Annotated in this window: 18 protein-coding genes; 6 read left to right on the top strand and 12 right to left on the bottom strand. The window is 70.7% G+C overall.

Annotation, left to right across the window (positions count from 1 at the left end):
• Positions 1 to 40: 40 nt before the first annotated feature.
• The 5 genes from AB0I77_RS16395 to AB0I77_RS16375 all read right to left on the bottom strand — a co-directional run bounded on the left by AB0I77_RS16395 (position 41) and on the right by AB0I77_RS16375 (position 3,672).
• The gene (locus AB0I77_RS16395) at positions 41 to 757 is read right to left on the bottom strand and encodes a response regulator (protein ID WP_363283222.1); all 717 of its coding nucleotides are present in this window, start codon (positions 755 to 757) and stop codon (positions 41 to 43) included.
• Positions 758 to 953: 196 nt separating this feature from the next.
• Complete coding sequence (locus AB0I77_RS16390; RefSeq protein WP_363283221.1) at positions 954 to 1,646, bottom strand: ABC transporter ATP-binding protein; 693 nt, start codon at positions 1,644 to 1,646, stop codon at positions 954 to 956.
• A 133-nt stretch (positions 1,647 to 1,779) separates the two neighbouring features.
• Entirely contained in the window at positions 1,780 to 2,538 is a 759-nt protein-coding gene (locus AB0I77_RS16385) for a DUF3710 domain-containing protein (RefSeq protein WP_363283220.1), read from the bottom strand.
• A gap of 1 nt (position 2,539) precedes the next feature.
• Positions 2,540 to 3,091: a dUTP diphosphatase gene (gene dut / locus AB0I77_RS16380; RefSeq protein WP_363283219.1), complete on the bottom strand. Its 552-nt coding sequence runs from the start codon at positions 3,089 to 3,091 to the stop codon at positions 2,540 to 2,542.
• Positions 3,088 to 3,672 (bottom strand): PaaI family thioesterase, encoded by a 585-nt coding sequence (locus AB0I77_RS16375; protein WP_363283218.1) that lies wholly within the window; start codon positions 3,670 to 3,672, stop codon positions 3,088 to 3,090. The genes dut and AB0I77_RS16375 overlap by 4 nt, the downstream gene beginning before the upstream one ends.
• 58 nt (positions 3,673 to 3,730) lie before the next feature.
• On the opposite strand from AB0I77_RS16375, the gene AB0I77_RS16370 reads away from it, so the two are divergent.
• The gene (locus AB0I77_RS16370) at positions 3,731 to 4,192 is read left to right on the top strand and encodes a DUF3093 domain-containing protein (protein WP_363283217.1); all 462 of its coding nucleotides are present in this window, start codon (positions 3,731 to 3,733) and stop codon (positions 4,190 to 4,192) included.
• 24 nt (positions 4,193 to 4,216) lie between these two features.
• Here AB0I77_RS16370 and AB0I77_RS16365 read toward each other — a convergent pair whose 3' ends face one another.
• The 4 genes from AB0I77_RS16365 to AB0I77_RS16350 form a co-directional block, all read right to left on the bottom strand.
• A complete protein-coding gene (locus tag AB0I77_RS16365; RefSeq protein ID WP_363283216.1) occupies positions 4,217 to 5,128 on the bottom strand; it encodes a hypothetical protein in 912 nt (303 codons plus the stop codon).
• A 13-nt stretch (positions 5,129 to 5,141) separates the two neighbouring features.
• Positions 5,142 to 5,438 carry a DUF4193 domain-containing protein gene (locus AB0I77_RS16360; RefSeq protein ID WP_005481602.1) on the bottom strand — a complete coding sequence of 99 codons (297 nt, stop codon included), beginning with the start codon at positions 5,436 to 5,438 and terminating at the stop codon, positions 5,142 to 5,144.
• Between the two features lie 406 nt (positions 5,439 to 5,844).
• Positions 5,845 to 7,080, bottom strand: coding sequence for a HAMP domain-containing sensor histidine kinase (locus tag AB0I77_RS16355; protein WP_363283215.1), 1,236 nt, complete (start codon positions 7,078 to 7,080; stop codon positions 5,845 to 5,847).
• 4 nt (positions 7,081 to 7,084) lie between these two features.
• Positions 7,085 to 7,738 carry a response regulator transcription factor gene (locus AB0I77_RS16350; protein WP_007385219.1) on the bottom strand — a complete coding sequence of 218 codons (654 nt, stop codon included), beginning with the start codon at positions 7,736 to 7,738 and terminating at the stop codon, positions 7,085 to 7,087.
• Positions 7,739 to 8,158: 420 nt separating this feature from the next.
• Here AB0I77_RS16350 and AB0I77_RS16345 point away from each other — a divergent pair, with 420 nt between their 5' ends.
• Positions 8,159 to 8,332 carry a hypothetical protein gene (locus tag AB0I77_RS16345; protein ID WP_351909625.1) on the top strand — a complete coding sequence of 58 codons (174 nt, stop codon included), beginning with the start codon at positions 8,159 to 8,161 and terminating at the stop codon, positions 8,330 to 8,332.
• A gap of 82 nt (positions 8,333 to 8,414) precedes the next feature.
• Here AB0I77_RS16345 and AB0I77_RS16340 read toward each other — a convergent pair whose 3' ends face one another.
• The gene (locus AB0I77_RS16340; RefSeq protein ID WP_363283214.1) at positions 8,415 to 9,230 is read right to left on the bottom strand and encodes an inositol monophosphatase family protein; all 816 of its coding nucleotides are present in this window, start codon (positions 9,228 to 9,230) and stop codon (positions 8,415 to 8,417) included.
• A gap of 8 nt (positions 9,231 to 9,238) precedes the next feature.
• The gene (locus tag AB0I77_RS16335; RefSeq protein ID WP_363283213.1) at positions 9,239 to 10,366 is read right to left on the bottom strand and encodes a ferrochelatase; all 1,128 of its coding nucleotides are present in this window, start codon (positions 10,364 to 10,366) and stop codon (positions 9,239 to 9,241) included.
• 175 nt (positions 10,367 to 10,541) lie between these two features.
• Here AB0I77_RS16335 and AB0I77_RS16330 point away from each other — a divergent pair, with 175 nt between their 5' ends.
• From AB0I77_RS16330 to sepH, 3 genes are all read left to right on the top strand, one after another.
• Positions 10,542 to 11,780: an MFS transporter gene (locus AB0I77_RS16330; protein WP_363283212.1), complete on the top strand. Its 1,239-nt coding sequence runs from the start codon at positions 10,542 to 10,544 to the stop codon at positions 11,778 to 11,780.
• A complete protein-coding gene (locus AB0I77_RS16325; RefSeq protein ID WP_363283211.1) occupies positions 11,740 to 13,059 on the top strand; it encodes a D-arabinono-1,4-lactone oxidase in 1,320 nt (439 codons plus the stop codon). Before AB0I77_RS16330 ends, AB0I77_RS16325 begins: the two co-directional genes overlap by 41 nt.
• 349 nt (positions 13,060 to 13,408) lie before the next feature.
• On the top strand, positions 13,409 to 14,452 hold the full coding sequence (gene sepH, locus AB0I77_RS16320; protein WP_363283210.1) for a septation protein SepH: 1,044 nt from the start codon (positions 13,409 to 13,411) through the stop codon (positions 14,450 to 14,452).
• 134 nt (positions 14,453 to 14,586) lie between these two features.
• Here the strand turns inward: sepH and AB0I77_RS16315 are convergent, their stop codons facing one another.
• Positions 14,587 to 15,438, bottom strand: a complete 852-nt coding sequence (locus AB0I77_RS16315; RefSeq protein ID WP_363283209.1) for a sulfurtransferase — start codon at positions 15,436 to 15,438, stop codon at positions 14,587 to 14,589.
• On the opposite strand from AB0I77_RS16315, the gene AB0I77_RS16310 reads away from it, so the two are divergent.
• Positions 15,437 to 15,577: a hypothetical protein gene (locus AB0I77_RS16310; protein WP_363283208.1), complete on the top strand. Its 141-nt coding sequence runs from the start codon at positions 15,437 to 15,439 to the stop codon at positions 15,575 to 15,577. The genes AB0I77_RS16315 and AB0I77_RS16310 overlap by 2 nt on opposite strands.
• Positions 15,578 to 15,619: the final 42 nt, after the last annotated feature.

Genomic DNA, 15,619 nt, shown 5'->3' with positions numbered 1-15,619 from the left:
AGCGTACCGGGGCCCACCGACAGCTACGTACCCCCCGGTGCTAGCGCTCGAACCGGTACCCCATCCCCGGCTCCGTAATGAAGTGCTTGGGGTGCGACGGGTCCGCCTCCAGCTTCCTTCTCAGCTGGGCCATATAGACCCTCAGGTAGTTCGTCTCCGTCCCGTACGACGGCCCCCACACCTCCTGCAACAGCTGCTTCTGGCCGACCAGGCGGCCGGTGTTGCGCACCAGCACCTCCAGCAGATGCCACTCCGTGGGCGTCAGCCGTACGTCCTTCCCCTGCCGCCGGACCTTCTTCGCGGCCAGGTCGACGGTGAACTCGCCGGTCTCGACCAGCACCTCGTCCTCGCCGCCCCCGGTGGGCTCGGCCCGGCGGACGGCGGCGCGCAGCCGGGCCAGCAGCTCGTCCATGCCGAAGGGCTTGGTGACGTAGTCGTCGGCGCCCGCGTCCAGCGCCTCGACCTTCTCGTCGGAGGAGTGCCGGGCGGACAGCACCAGGATCGGTACCCGGGTCCAGCCGCGCAGGCCCTTGATCACCTCGACGCCGTCCATGTCGGGCAGGCCCAGGTCGAGCACCACCACGTCCGGGTGGCGGGCGGCGGCGAGCTGGAGGGCGCTGGCACCGTCGCGGGCCGCGTCGACCTCGTACCTGCGCGCCTTGAGGTTGATCACGAGGGCGCGCAGGATCTGCGGCTCGTCGTCGATCACGAGCACCCGCGTAGGGGGCTGGGGCGTCCCCGCGGTCGGGCTCAGCATGCGGCCTGCCTTTCCGGTCGTCAGGGGTCGAGGAGCTCCTCGGGACTGGCTCCCGCCGCCCGAGGCGTCAGGACCATGGTGGACTTCCGGTCAATATCGCCCACGCAGCGTCGACCTTACGGCCAATAATCGCGACAAAAGGGGCCAGGGGCAGCCCGGAGGGCGTCCTTGACGCAGCCCTGACGTCGCTGACGGGTCATTCCGGGACGATCTCCCCGTCGCCCAGCTCCAGCACCCGGTCGGCCAGGTCCAGCAGGTTCGCGTCGTGCGTGGCGACCAGCGCGGTGACCTGTTCACTGCGTACGACCGCACGCAGCAGCTCCATCACCGCGTGACCCGTCTCCGCGTCCAGCTGGCCGGTCGGCTCGTCGGCGATGAGGAGTGAGGGGCTGTTGGCGAGGGCCCGGGCGATGGCGACCCGCTGCTGCTGACCGCCGGACAGCTCGCCGGGGCGCTGCTCCGCGTGGTCCGAGAGGCCGACCAGGGACAGCAGCAGCCCGACGCGCTCCTCGCGCTCGCGCGGGTCGGTCCGGCGCAGCCGCATCGGCACGCCGACGTTCTCGGCGGCGGTGAGGATCGGGATGAGCCCGAAGGACTGGAAGACGAACCCGACGCGGTCCCGGCGCAGGGCCAGCAGACCGTCCTCGCCCAGTTCCGCGAGGTCGAGCCCGTCGACCGTGACGCGCCCCTCGTCCGGCGCGTCGAGCCCGCCGACGATGTTGAGGAGCGTGGTCTTCCCGGACCCCGAACGCCCCTTGAGGGCGACGAGTTCGCCGCGCGGCACTTCGAAGGACACCCCGCGCAGGGCGTGGACGACGGCGGCCGCGTCGCCGTAGGACTTGCGGACGTTCTCGACACGCACCATGGCCTCGGTGACCACCTCAGTCATGCGTCCTCCCCCGTGGACCGGGCGCCAGTATCGCCGTCCGGCGCCCGGCAGTTCAACGGTTCGGCCGGGTTGTCCCCACACGACGAAGGGCCGAACCCAAGGGCGAGGGGTACGGCCCTTTGTCCCACTCCTGCTAGCGGACCTCGGTGATCTCCGGCCCGCGCTGCAACTGCCCCATGCCACCGGAGAAGCGGGAGCCCGCCTCCTCCTGCTGGACGCCCTCCGGGACCATCTGCGCATCGTTCGGCAGCTTCAGGACGATCGGGTCGCGCGGCGCCATCGGGCCCTCGCCGCGCACCACCACCGTGTCCCGGAAGATCTGCTCGAGCAGCCCGGCCGCCTGCGGCTGCACCGCGCCCTGGCCCGAGATCACCCCGCGCAGGAACCAGCGGGAGCCGTCCACACCGACGAACCGCACCACCTGGAAGCCGCCCGTGCCGTCCGGCAGCTGTACCGGCACCTGGGCGCGCAGCTCCCAGCCCAGCGGACCCTCGACCTCGTCGATGATGCCGCCCTGCTGGGTGATGCCGGAGCCGATCTCCTCGCGCACCTCGCCCCAGATGCCCTCGCGCTTGGGAGCGGCGAAGGCCTGAAGCTGGATGGCGCTGTCCTTCAGCACCACGGTCGCCGCGACGATCGCGTCGCCCGCGACCTCGACCCGCAGTTCCATGCCGTCGACTCCGGGCACGAACAGACCGCCCAGGTCCACCCGGCCCTCGGCCGGGTCACGGACCTCGGAGCTGTCCCACGGCCCGTCGGGCCGCGGCTCCGGCTCCAGCCGCACGCGCTCGCGCTCGACCTCGTCCGCCTCAGTGTCGACACTGTCGACGACCTGCTCGGCCTCGCCGGCCGCGTCCTCGGCGGCACCCTTCTTCTTGCGACGTCCGAACACGTCACTGTCCTTCCCGGTCGGATACGACCGAAGCGTATCGATTCCCACCCGTCGCGCCGCCCATGGCGGCATGACCGTTTGTGCCGCGCTCGCCGTCCACCGCGGCATGGCCTCCGGTGGACCCGAAGCCCCCCTCGGCCCGCGCCGAGCCGGGAAGTTCCGCGACCTCCTGGAAGCGGACCCTCTCGACCTGCTGGACGACCAGTTGGGCAATCCGGTCGAAGCGCTCGAACCGCACGGACTCGCGCGGGTCGAGATTCACCACGATCACCTTGATCTCCCCACGGTACCCGGCATCAACCGTCCCCGGGGCATTCACGAGAGCGACACCGCAGCGGGCGGCGAGACCGGATCGCGGGTGCACGAAGGCCGCGTACCCCTCGGGGAGGGCGACAGACACCCCCGTCGGCAGCACGGCCCGCTCGCCCGGCCCAAGTTCACGGCCCTCGGTGGTGCGCAGATCGGCTCCCGCGTCACCGGGATGCGCGTACGTCGGAAGCGGTACGTCGGGGTCGACGCGCCGGATCAGCACGTTCACGGACTCACGGCTCACGGATTCACCTCGAAGGCACGGGTACGCCGGACCTGGTCCGGGTCGTCCATGGCGGCCCGGATCTCTTCCGGGCGGCCGTTTTCGATGAAGTGGTCGACCTTCACCTCGATGAAGAGCGCGTCGGCGCGGACCACGACGGGCCCGCCGGGGCCGCCGATGCGCCCGGTGGCCGTCGAGTAGATCTTCCGCCCGGCCACCGCGGTCACCTCGGCCGCCAGGTGCAGCGTCGTACCGACGGGTACGGGCCGCACGAAGTCGGTCTCCAGCCGCCCGGTCACGGCGATCGTCCGCAGCAGCCAGTTCAGCGCGCCGAGACTCTCGTCGAGAGCGGTCGCCAGCACCCCGCCGTGCGCGAGACCGGGAGCGCCCTGGTGGGCGGGCTGCACGGTGAACTCGGCGGTGAGGGCGACACCCTCGCCGGCCCGCGCCGCCAGATGCAGCCCGTGCGACTGCCCGCCGCCACAGCCGAAGCAGTGTGTGTAGTGCGCACCGAGAAGCTCGCCGGGCGCGGGAGCGTCAGGGTGTCGCACCGGTTTCACGGCGTCGGCGGGAGGCTTGAGAGCCGCGGAAGTACCACTCACAGCCGCAGACCTTACCCGCGCGTCCGCGGTGTTCGGACACCATGCCAAGCTTGGCTCCATGCAGCCCTCCGCCACCCCGTACGAAGAACGCCTCACCGCACCCCGCTCCTGGTGGCTGATCTCCTTCCTGGTCGGGGTCTCGATGGCGTTGATCCTGCTGCCCTTCGGCACGCTGCCGATGCTCGGCGGCCTGGTCGGCGGCACCGCCGCGGCGGCGGTCGTGGCCAGCTCGTACGGCTCGCAGCGCATCCGCGTCGTGGGCGGTTTCCTGATCGCGGGCGAGGCGAAGATCCCGGTGTCGGCCCTGGGCGAGGCGGAGGTCCTGGACCCGGAGGAGGCCCGCGCCTGGCGCACCTACAAGGCCGACACCCGCGCCTTCCTGCTGCTGCGCGCCTACATCCCCACCGCCCTGCGCGTTCAGGTCACGGACCCGGAGGACCCGACGCCGTACCTGTACCTGTCGACCCGTGAGCCGGAGCGGCTGTCGGAGGCTCTGACAGCGGCACGAGCGGCCGTATAGAGCCCGTATTTCACCCAGCGAGGGTCACTGCTCCAGCTCCTTCGGAGCGTCCCCCACGTCCAGCGGATCCGGCGGGGTCTCCAGCGGCGGCAGTGCGGGAAGCGCGTCCCACGGCACCTGCGACTTGCGCAGATCCGCCCGGATCCGCTCGGCGAGTTTCCTGGTGTCCCGGCGGTTCATGACCGCGCCCACGGCGGCCCCCACCATGAACGGCATCAGGTTCGGCAGATTGCGCACCATGCGCTTCATGATCTGCTGCCGCAGCTGGTGCTTCATGTGGCTGTTCATCGCCGCGCTCACGGTCGACGGCTTGCCCACGTCGATCCCGCGCTCCCCCGACCAGGAGTTCAGATACGCGGTGCTGCGCTCCTTGAGATTGCCCGGCGGTCGCACGCCGTAGACCTCGTGGAGCTCGGCGATCAGCTTCAGTTCGATCGCGGCCACGCCGGTGACCTCGGCGGCCAGTTCCGTGGGCATCGCGGGCGGTACGGGCATCATCGCGGCCGCACCGATCCCCGCTCCGACCGTGGCCGTCGCGCTCGACGCGCCCAGCACGAGTTTGTCGGCGAGTTCTTCGGGCCCCAGCCCGGGGAAGTGCCTGCGGAGCGTCGCCAGGTCACGTACGGGAATCCGCGGGGCGATGTCGATGATCCGGTCGGCGAGATACGCGAGGCCTGCCCTGGCGCGGCTGCCGCTCTTGCGGGCGCCTTCCCTGGCCCTGTCCCGGATCACCGCGGCCCGCCGCCATGCGACGGGCGCGGGGGTCGCGGCCGGCGCCGGGAGGTCAGCCCGGCCGGCCGCCGGTTCGAGCGAGGCCGATCCTGTGTCGGATGAGCCCCGCTCGTCGTCACGCGCGCCGTGCGGGCCGTCGGACGGCCCTTGGTCCGCCTTCCCGAGAGGAAAACGGCGCTTCCGAGGTGGGGTCGAGCCAGTCACGGCCGACCCGCCCTCAGTCGCAGTCGCGGCAGATCGGCTGACCGTTCTTCTCGCGGGCCAGCTGGCTGCGGTGGTGCACCAGGAAGCAGCTCATGCAAGTGAACTCGTCCTGCTGCTTGGGCAGTACCCGGACGGCCAGCTCCTCGTTCGAGAGGTCCGCGCCGGGCAGTTCGAGGCCTTCTGCGGCCTCGAACTCGTCGACGTCCACGGCGGACGTCGACTTGTCGTTCCGGCGGGCCTTCAGTTCTTCAAGGCTGTCCGAGTCGACGTCGTCGTCGGTCTTGCGTGGGGTGTCGTAATCCGTTGCCATGTCGCGCTCTCCCCCTCTGGGTGTCTGTAGGTGTCTCAGCGCACGTAACGCGTGAGAGGCCGGACTTGTGCCCGACCCGAGGCGGAGATTTTGCCTCACATCAAGGTCTGTTACTCAATCGACACCCAACCGGACTCCTCATGAGTGATCGGGTTGGATGGCGATCGGGACCGTACACGGTCCGAATCCCGCACTTCAAAGGCGCCTCACCGTGTACTTCCCGTGATCAGGACCCCCGAAAACCCGGATTTTCCCGGCCTTCCGGCCATTACATGATCACGGACAGTAGATGGCTGGAAAATCGGCCTTGTGATCGATCACACATGAGATTGCTCGGGGGGTGTCCCGAAAATTCCGCGCAAAGCGAACATGCCCATGTGCCGGGTCCTGTGCGGGGGCCATGATCTCAGATGGGCAGGGTGACTCGCATCACGAGGCCACCTCCCTCGCGCGGCTGCGCCGAAATATGCCCGCCGTGCGCCCGGGCCACGGACCGGACGATGGACAGACCGAGGCCGACGCCCTTGTCACTGCCCGTGCGCTCGGTACGCAGTCGCCGGAAGGGTTCGAAGAGGTTGTCGATCTCGTACGCCGGCACGACCGGGCCCGTGTTGGACACCACGAGCACCGCCTGGCCGTGCTGGACGTCCGTCGTCACCTCGACCCAGCCGCCCTCCGCCACGTTGTACCGCACGGCATTCTGCACGAGGTTCAGGGCGATGCGCTCCAGCAGGACGCCGTTTCCCTGGACGACCGCGGGTTTCTGCTCGCCGCGGATCAGTACGTCCTTGGCATCCGCCTCGGCGCGCACCTGGTCGACGGCCTGCTCGGCCACCTCCGCGAGGTCGACCGGCTTGCGCTCGACGATCTGGTTGTCGCTGCGGGCGAGCAGCAGCAGACCCTCGACGAGCTGCTCGCTGCGCTCGTTGGTGGCCAGCAGCGTCTTGCCGAGCTGCTGGAGCTCCATGGGCGCGTTCGGATCGGACAGGTGCACTTCGAGGAGCGTGCGGTTGATCGCGAGCGGTGTTCTCAGCTCGTGCGAGGCGTTGCCGACGAAGCGCTGCTGGGCGGTGAAGGCCCGTTGGAGCCGCTCCAGCATGTCGTCGAAGGTGTCGGCCAGCTCCTTGATCTCGTCGTCCGGGCCGTCCAGCTCGATACGGCGGGACAGGTCCGAACCCGCCACCGCGCGCGCGGTGCGCAGAATCCGGCCAAGCGGGGACAGGACGCGGCCGGCCATGGCGTAGCCGAAGGCGAAGGCGATGATCGCGAGCCCGAGCAGGGCCAGCAGGGAGCGGCTGAGCAGGTTGTCCAGGGCGTGCTGGCGCTGTTCCCCCACGCACTCGCCGAGCGCGTGGTTGAGCTCGGCCGCGGTCGGTGTGCTGGAGCCGATACTGCACTTGTCGCTGGTCACCTGACCGGAGACGATCTTGAAGGGCAGGTCATTGCCGACGTTCAGCGCGTTGGCGGCGATCAGGTAGATGATCGACAGCAGCAGGATGCCGGCGATCAGGAACATGCCGCCGTACAGCAGCGTGAGCCTTATCCGGATGGTCGGGCGCAGCCACGGGAAGGGGGGTTCCGGCCTCCTGGGGTCCCAGGTGGGCTTGGGAGGCGCCGCGGGGGGCGCGGGCGTCGCGGCCATGGGATCAGATCCGGTAGCCGGAGCCGGGGACGGTCACGATGACGGGCGGCTCGCCGAGCTTGCGGCGCAGCGTCATGACGGTGACCCGCACGACGTTGGTGAACGGGTCGGTGTTCTCGTCCCACGCCTTCTCCAGGAGCTGTTCCGCGGAGACGACCGCGCCCTCGCTGCGCATCAGGACCTCCAAGACGGCGAACTCCTTGGGCGCGAGCTGGACCTCCTTGCCGTCGCGGAAGACCTCGCGGCGGTTGGGGTCGAGCTTGATCCCGGCACGCTCCAGGACGGGTGGCAGGGGCACGCTGGTGCGCCGGCCGAGGGCACGCACGCGTGCCGTCAGCTCGCTGAACGCGAAGGGCTTGGGGAGATAGTCGTCGGCGCCGATCTCCAGGCCCTCCACACGGTCGCTGACGTCGCCGGACGCCGTGAGCATCAGCACGCGGGTGGGCATGCCGAGCTCGACGATCTTGCGGCAGACGTCGTCGCCGTGCACGAGGGGGAGGTCGCGGTCGAGGACCACCACGTCGTAGTCGTTCACGCCGATGCGCTCCAGGGCAGCCGCACCGTCGTACACGACGTCGACGGCCATGGCCTCCCGGCGCAGTCCGGTGGCCACCGCATCGGCGAGCAGTTGCTCGTCCTCGACGACGAGTACGCGCACGTCGCTTGTCCTTCCTGATGTCCACCCGCGTAGCTCTTCTGGGGGCACGCGGGCAGGGGAGCTTGGTCAGTGTGTTGACCTCCATCCTGCCCTTTTCGGCCATAAGTCGGCTGTAAGGCGGGTGAGAGCGGCCTGAAGGACAGGTGTGAGGCCGGGAATGCGAGATTTTCTCTTCCGGTTGAGGTTTCCGTGGAAGGGAGCGGGGGGAGGACGGCTTTACACCCCGCGATCACGCTCTGCATGTGCCGTACCACCATGCGGCACTGTGCGATCCGCTTCCGCAGAGCGGGCGTGGGTGTCCGGCACCGTCGCCGCCCAGCACGGGAGGCTGCGCTGGGCACCTGCAGGAGACGTGATCGCCCCTTCCGAACGGCACACCCCCGTGCCACCGACCCACGACCCAGGACGAGGGGGCGCAGCATGGACGCATTCACCGCAGGACTTCTGCAGCGCATAAGGGCGACCGAGTCCGATCTCACGCGGGCTCGCGACGAGGGCGACGACTTCCTCGTCGAGGTGGAGCAGGCAGAGCTCGACGACCTGCGCCGCCTCGCCGCCGAGCACGGTGTGGAGGTCGGCGCGACCAGCGTCTGATCAGGCAGGGCAGCGGGACCCCGGCGAATCCAGCGCCGGGGTCCCGCTGTTTCTCACGGGCTCCGCCAGGGCCTGCCGTTCGTCAGTCCCGCCAGGCGCCGAAGTCCTCCAGGAGCCGCTGGAGAGGCTCGAAGACGCCCGGGGTGGCCGCGACCGTCAGAGCGTGCGAGGGGCGCTCTCCGGGGCGTCCACCGGTCACGGCGCCCGCCTCCCGGGCGATCAGGTCGCCCGCGGCGAGGTCCCAGGGGTGCAGCCCGCGCTCGTAGTAGCCGTCCAGGCGCCCGGCGGCCACGTCGCACAGGTCGACCGCAGCCGAGCCGCTGCGCCGGATGTCGCGCAGGAGCGGGATCAGCTTGCGGGCGACCTCGGCCTGGTGGACGCGGACCTCGGTGACGTAGTTGAAGCCGGTCGAGACCAGGGCCTGCTCCAGGGGCGGCGCGGGACGGCAGACGAGTTCCCGTTCGCCGTCCCAGGCGCCGGTCGCGCGGGCGCCCCCGCCACGGACGGCGTGATACGTCTCGCCCCGCATCGGGGCGGCGACGACCCCCACGACGGTCTCGCCGTCCTGCTCGGCCGCGATGGAGACGCCCCAAGTCGGCAGGTCGTACAGGTAGTTGACCGTGCCGTCGAGCGGGTCGATCACCCAGCGGACACCGCTCCTGCCCTCGGTGGCGGCGCCCTCCTCGCCGAGGAAGCCGTCGTGCGGGCGGTGCTCGGAGATCAGGTCCGTGATCAGCTTCTCCGCCGCGATGTCCATCTCGGTGACCACGTCGATCGGGCTCGACTTGGTCCTGGCGACCGCGAGGTCGGCCGGGCGGCCGTCCCGCAGCAGCGTGCCCGCGCGACGGGCGGCCTCCTGGGCCAGCTCGAGCAGTTCCGAGTGCAGGGGGTCGGTCACGGGGCTCCTCAGGCGTAGGGGCTGTCGGCGCCCGCGGCGGCGGGCCGGGGGGCGCGGGCCGGGCAGCAGCCCACCGGGCAGAGGTTGTGGTCGGCGCCGAGCGCGCCCAGGGCGCACGGGGTGACCTCCTGGCCGCGCTCGACGGCGGCACGCTCCAGGGTGAGGTCGCGGATCGCGGCGGCGAAGCGCGGATCGGCGCCGACGGTGGCCGAGCGGCGCACCGGCAGGCCCAGCTCCGCGGCCTTGGCCTCGGCCTCCGTATCGAGGTCGTACAGGACCTCCATGTGGTCGGAGACGAAACCGATGGGGGCCATGACGACGGCCGGGACCCCGGCCGTGTGCCGCTCCTCGAGGTGGTCGCAGATGTCCGGCTCCAGCCACGGGATGTGCGGGGCGCCGGAGCGGGACTGGTAGACGAGCTGCCAGGGGTGGTCGACGCCCGTGCGCTCGCGGACGGCGTCGACGATCAGCCGCGCGACGTCCAGGTGCTGCCTCACGTACGCACCGCCGTCGCCGTGGCCTTCGACCGGGCCGGAGGTGGCCGCGGACGCGGTCGGGATCGAGTGGGTGGTGAAGGCGATGTGCGCGCCGTCACGGACGTCCTCGGGGAGGTCGGCGAGGGAGCGCAGGACGCCGTCGATCATGGGCTCCAGGAAGCCCGGGTGGTTGAAGTAGTGCCGCAGCTTGTCGACCTTCGGCAGCTCCAGGCCCTCGGCCTGAAGCGCGGCGAGCGCGTCGGCGAGGTTCTCGCGGTACTGCCGGCAGCCGGAGTAGGAGGCGTAGGCGCTGGTGGCGAGGACGAGGATGCGGCGGTGGCCGTCGGTGACCATCTCGCGCAGGGTGTCCGTGAGGTAGGGCGCCCAGTTGCGGTTGCCCCAGTAGATCGGAAGGTCCAGGCCGTGCTCCACGAAGTCCTTGCGGAGGGCGTCCAGGAGAGCGCGGTTCTGGTCGTTGATGGGGCTGACCCCGCCGAACAGGAAGTAGTGCTGGCCGACTTCCTTCAGTCGTTCCTTGGGGATACCGCGCCCCCGCGTCACGTTCTCCAGGAACGGGACGACGTCGTCCGGCCCTTCCGGGCCGCCGAACGAGAGCAGGAGCAGGGCGTCGTAGGGGGTGGCATCGAGCGCGTCTGGCATGGGTCGATCCTGTCATCCGGTACTGACAGCCGGGAAACGGCGGGGTGACCGCCCGGGTTCCCGATCCGCCCTACGTGGTGCACCCGACGTGGTGCGTACGACGTGGTTCGTTCGGCGTCGCCCGACTCGTAAGCTGTATAAGCCGCATTCACGCCTTACTCCGACCGGAGACCCCGTGCCCAGCCCCTACCGCGCCCTGTTCGCCGCCCCAGGCTCCAAGGGCTTCTCCGTCGCGGGCTTCCTCGGCCGTATGCCGCTGTCGATGATGGGCATCGGCGTGGTGACGATGGTCTCCGAGCTCACCGGGCGGTACGGCCTGGCCGGTGCCCTGTCGGCCACCATGGCGCTCGCCGCCGCGGCGGCGGGCCCCCAGGTCTCGCGTCTGGTGGACCGGTACGGGCAGCGGCGGGTGCTGCGGCCGGCGACGCTGATCGCACTTGCCGCGGCGGCCGGGCTGCTGTTCGCCGCGCACTACGAGTGGCCGGACTTGACGCTGTACGTGTTCAGCGCCGGCATCGGCTGCGTGCCCAGCATCGGCGCGATGACCCGCGCGCGGTGGGCGGCCCTGTACCGGGACACCCCGCAGCTGCACACCGCGTACTCCTTCGAGTCCGTGATCGACGAGGTCTGCTTCATCTTCGGGCCGATCATCTCCATCGGCCTGTCCACGGCCTGGTTCCCGGAGGCGGGTCCCCTACTCGCCGCGTGCTTCCTGGCCGCCGGTGTCTTCTGGCTGACCGCCCAGCGCGCCACCGAGCCTGCCCCGCATCCGCGTGAGCACCGCGGCGGCGGCTCGGCGCTGCGCTCCGTCGGCCTCCAGGTTCTGGTGGGCACCTTCGTGGCGACCGGCGCGATCTTCGGCGCGGTCGACGTGGTCACCGTGGCCTTCGCCGACGAGCAGGGACACAAGAGCGCCGCGAGCGTCGTCCTCGCGCTGTACGCGGCGGGCTCCTGCGTGGCGGGGCTGGTGTTCGGGCTTTTGCGCTTCAAGGGGGCAGCCGAACCTCGCTGGTTGCTGGGCATATGTGCGATGGCCGTGAGTATGATCCCCCTCCTACTGGTCGGAAACTTGCCGTTTCTGGCCGTGGCGCTGTTCGTTGCGGGCCTGTCCATCGCTCCCACGATGATCACGACGATGTCCCTCATCGAGCAGCACGTACCACGCGCGCAACTGACCGAGGGCATGACCTGGGTGAGCACCGGGCTCGCGGTCGGGGTCGCGCTCGGTTCCTCCGTGGCCGGCTGGGTGATCGACGCCGCCGGCGCGCGGGCCGGGTACGGGGTTCCGGCGGTGTCCGGGGCCGTCGCGGTCGCGGTCGGTTTCCTCGGGTACCGCCGGCTCAGCAGGCCGGCTCCGCGTCGGGGAGGGACCGTTGAGCAGCACAGCGAGCCGGAAGAACGGCACGTGGCGTAACTGGGGCGGCAATGTCGCCGCGCACCCCGCGCGGGAGGTCACTCCGGCCTCCGTCGAGGAGCTCGCCGAGGCGGTGCGGAAGGCGGCCGAGGACGGTCTGAAGGTGAAGGCCGTCGGTACCGGGCACTCCTTCACGTCGATCGCCGCCACCGACGGTGTGATGATCCACCCTCAACTGTTGACCGGTATCCGCAACATTGATCGTGATGCCATGACGGTCACGGTCGAGGCCGGAACCCCGCTCAAGAGGCTCAATATGGCCCTGGCCCGGGAGGGCCTGTCGCTCACCAACATGGGCGACATCATGGAGCAGACGGTCTCCGGGGCCACCAGCACCGGAACCCACGGCACGGGCCGCGAGTCGGCCTCGATCGCGGCCCAGATCAGGGCCCTGGAACTGGTCACGGCGGACGGCTCGGTCCTGAGCTGCTCCGAGAAGGAGAACCCGGAGGTGTTCGCCGCGGCCCGCATAGGCCTCGGGGCCCTGGGTGTCGTCACCGCGATCACCTTCGCCGTGGAGCCGATCTTCCTGCTCACGGCCCGCGAGGAGCCGATGCCCTTCGACCGGGTCGTCGCCGAGTTCGACGAACTGTGGGCCGAGAACGAGCACTTCGAGTTCTACTGGTTCCCGCACACCGGCAGCACCAACACCAAGCGCAACAACCGCAGCGCGGGCCCGGAGAAGCCGGTGGGCCGGCTCGTGGGCTGGTTCGAGGACGAGTTCCTGTCCAACGGCGTGTTCCAGGCGGCCAACTGGGTCGGCCGCGCGGTGCCCGCCACGATCCCGTCGATCGCGCAGATCTCCAGCAAGGCCCTGTCCGCGCGGACCTACACCGACATTCCCCACAAGGTCTTCACATCACCGCGCCGTGTGCGTTTCGTGGAGATGGAGTACGCCGTCCCGCGCGCGGCCGTGACCGAGGCGCTGCGCGAACTGAAGGCGATGGTCGACCGATCCGCTCTCCGGATCAGTTTCCCGGTCGAGGTGCGCACCGCCCCGGCCGACGACATCACGCTGTCCACGGCTTCGGGCCGCGACAGTGCGTACATCGCCGTCCACATGGCCAAAGGGACGCCTTACCAGGCCTACTTCACCGCCGCGGAACGCGTCTTCACCGCGCACGAGGGACGGCCGCACTGGGGCAAAGTGCACACCCGGGACACCGATTACTTCGCCGGCGTCTACCCGCGCTTCGGCGAGTTCAGGGCGCTGCGGGACCGGCTGGATCCGGAGCGCCGATTCCAGAACGACTACTTGCGCAGGGTGTTGGGGCCGTAGCGGAGGGGTCACCCCCTCCCCGGAAAAGGCCCAAGTCCAGAAAGTCGGGCGGCGTGCCAATCCACGCACGTGGCCCAAATGGAGTACTGTTGCGAGCCCTGGGTCAGGTCTCCCGCCAGGGCGTCCGTGGCCTTCAAGGAACGCCAGGAGGGGGCTAGTTGCACAGGGTGACGGAGTTGGTCACTTAGCGTTGCGAATAGGTAACCGTGCCATAACGGCGATCCAGGGCCCGTGCCCGACACGCCGGGCGACTCGGCAAGGTTGTGGCAGGCTGCACCCGGGCAGGCCACACTCACTAGCGGAAGCAGCGACGCACGTGACGTCGGCAGGCACCACCCGGGAGGTCCCCATGCCCGAACTGCGTGTCGTGGCCGTCTCGAATGACGGCACACGGCTGGTGCTGAAGGCTGCGGACAGCACGGAGTACACGCTTCCGATTGACGAGCGTCTGCGTGCCGCCGTACGCGGCGACCGTCCCCGCCTCGGCCAGATCGAGATCGAGGTGGAGAGCCATCTCCGCCCCCGAGACATTCAGGCACGTATACGCGCCGGCGCGACCGCGGAAGAGGTCGCACAGATGGCTGGCATCCCCGTCGATCGCGTACGGCGTTTCGAGGGTCCCGTGTTGGCCGAGCGCGCGTTCATGGCCGAGCGGGCCCGGAAGACTCCGGTGCGCCGCCCGGGCGAGAACGCGGGCCCGCAACTGGGCGAGGCCGTCCAGGAGCGGCTGACCCTGCGCGGCGCCGAGAAGGACTCCGTCCAGTGGGACTCCTGGCGCCGCGACGACGGCACCTGGGAAGTCCTGCTGGTCTACCTGGTCGCGGGCGAACCCCACTCGGCGAGCTGGACGTACGACCCGCCCCGGCGGCTCGTGCAGGCCGTCGACGAGGAGGCGCGCTCGCTGATCGGCGAGTCCGAGGACCTCGCGGCGGCGGAGCCCAGTTTCCCGTTCGTACCGCGTATCGCGCGGCTGCCGCGCGACCGTCCGCTGGACCGTGCCCTCGACCGGGAACGGCCGAGCCTGCCGGCGTCGTCGCTCGACGAGCCCGCCGCGGAGGAGAGCACGAGCGAGCGGGACTCGCTGACCAGCCTGCTGGAGGCGGTGCCGAGTTTCCGGGGCGACCTGGTGGTCCCGGAGCGCCCGGTGGAGTCCCCTCCGGAGGAGGAGCCCGCACTCGAACCCGAGGCGGAGGAGCCCCCGGCCCCCGCGGCCTCGGCCGGTTCCGCCTACGCGGACGTCCTGATGCCGCGTTCCGTCGGAGCCCACCGCGACCGTCTGACCGGCTCCACCGACCGTCAGGCCGAGGCGGACGGCGTCCGCCCGGGCCGCCGGGCGGCGGTCCCGAGCTGGGACGAGATCGTGTTCGGGACGAGACGCAAGAAGCAGGAGTAGTCAGTCGCAGGAGTAGTCGGCCTGAGAAGTAGTCGGTCTCAGAAGTAGTCGGTCGTACAACAGTCCGTACGAGCTGTACGAGTCTTTGACGAGGGCCCGCATCCGTCGCCGGTGCGGGCCCTCCGGCTGTGCCGCTACTGCGGGTCGGGGCCCACGGCGACGGGTCGTGACGGGTCCGCGGACCACTCCGACCAGGAGCCCACGTACAACGCGGCCGGGATTCCCGCCACCGCCAGGGCCAGCACCTCGTGCGCGGCGGAGACGCCGGAGCCGCAGTAGACGCCGACCTGCGAGCCGTCCGAGGCACCGAAGGCCTTGAAGCGTGCGGCCAGTTCCTCGGCGGGCAGGAAGCGGCCGTCCGCCCCGACGTTGTCGGTCGTGGGAGCTGACACCGCGCCCGGGATGTGTCCGCCGACCCGGTCGATCGGCTCGATCTCGCCCCGGTAGCGTTCCCCGGCCCGCGCGTCCAGCAGCACCCCGGAGCGGGCCAGCGCCGCGGCCCCGTCCGCGTCGAGCAGCCCGGCCGCGTCCGGCGACGGCTCGAAGTCGCCCTCGGCCGGCTCGGGTACGTCCACCGACAGCTCCCCCTGCCAGGCGGGCAACCCGCCGTCGAGGACCCGCACGTCCGGGTGACCCGTCCAGCGCAGCAGCCACCAGGCGCGGGCGGCCGCCCAGCCCTGTCCGCCGTCGTACACGACCACCGGAGTCCGGGACGACACGCCCGCGCGGCGCATCGCGGCGCCGAACTCCGGGAGGTCCGGCAGCGGATGGCGGCCGTGCTCGCCGGGCGCGGAGGCCAGCTCCCGGTCCAGGTCCACGTAGACCGCGCCGGGAAGGTGCCCGGCCGCGTACTCGGCCCGGCCGTCGAAGGCCGGTTCACCGGCCGCCTTGGCCACGCTCAGCTGCCAGCGGACGTCGAGCAGGACCGGCGGGCTGTCCCCCGCCAGGTCGCTCGCGAGTTCGGATGCGGAGATGATGGCGTTCATGGCCACCATCCTCGCGCACGGGGTGGCCGCGTCGTCGATGTCCGGCTACTCTGCTCCGCCGGACAGGCCCGATCACGAGGCGTACGGGATCGGGCACATGCTGTACAACCGATCGACACCCGTCGGCCATCGCGCGTAAACGGACGGGAAAGTGCACAGCGGGCATTCTGCGGGCACCGGC

Origin of the sequence: Streptomyces sp. NPDC050619 (assembly GCF_040654815.1) — a bacterium.
Lineage (GTDB): Bacteria > Actinomycetota > Actinomycetes > Streptomycetales > Streptomycetaceae > Streptomyces.
Note: the sequence above shows the minus strand (reverse complement) of the source record. Positions and strands in the feature narration are given on the sequence as shown.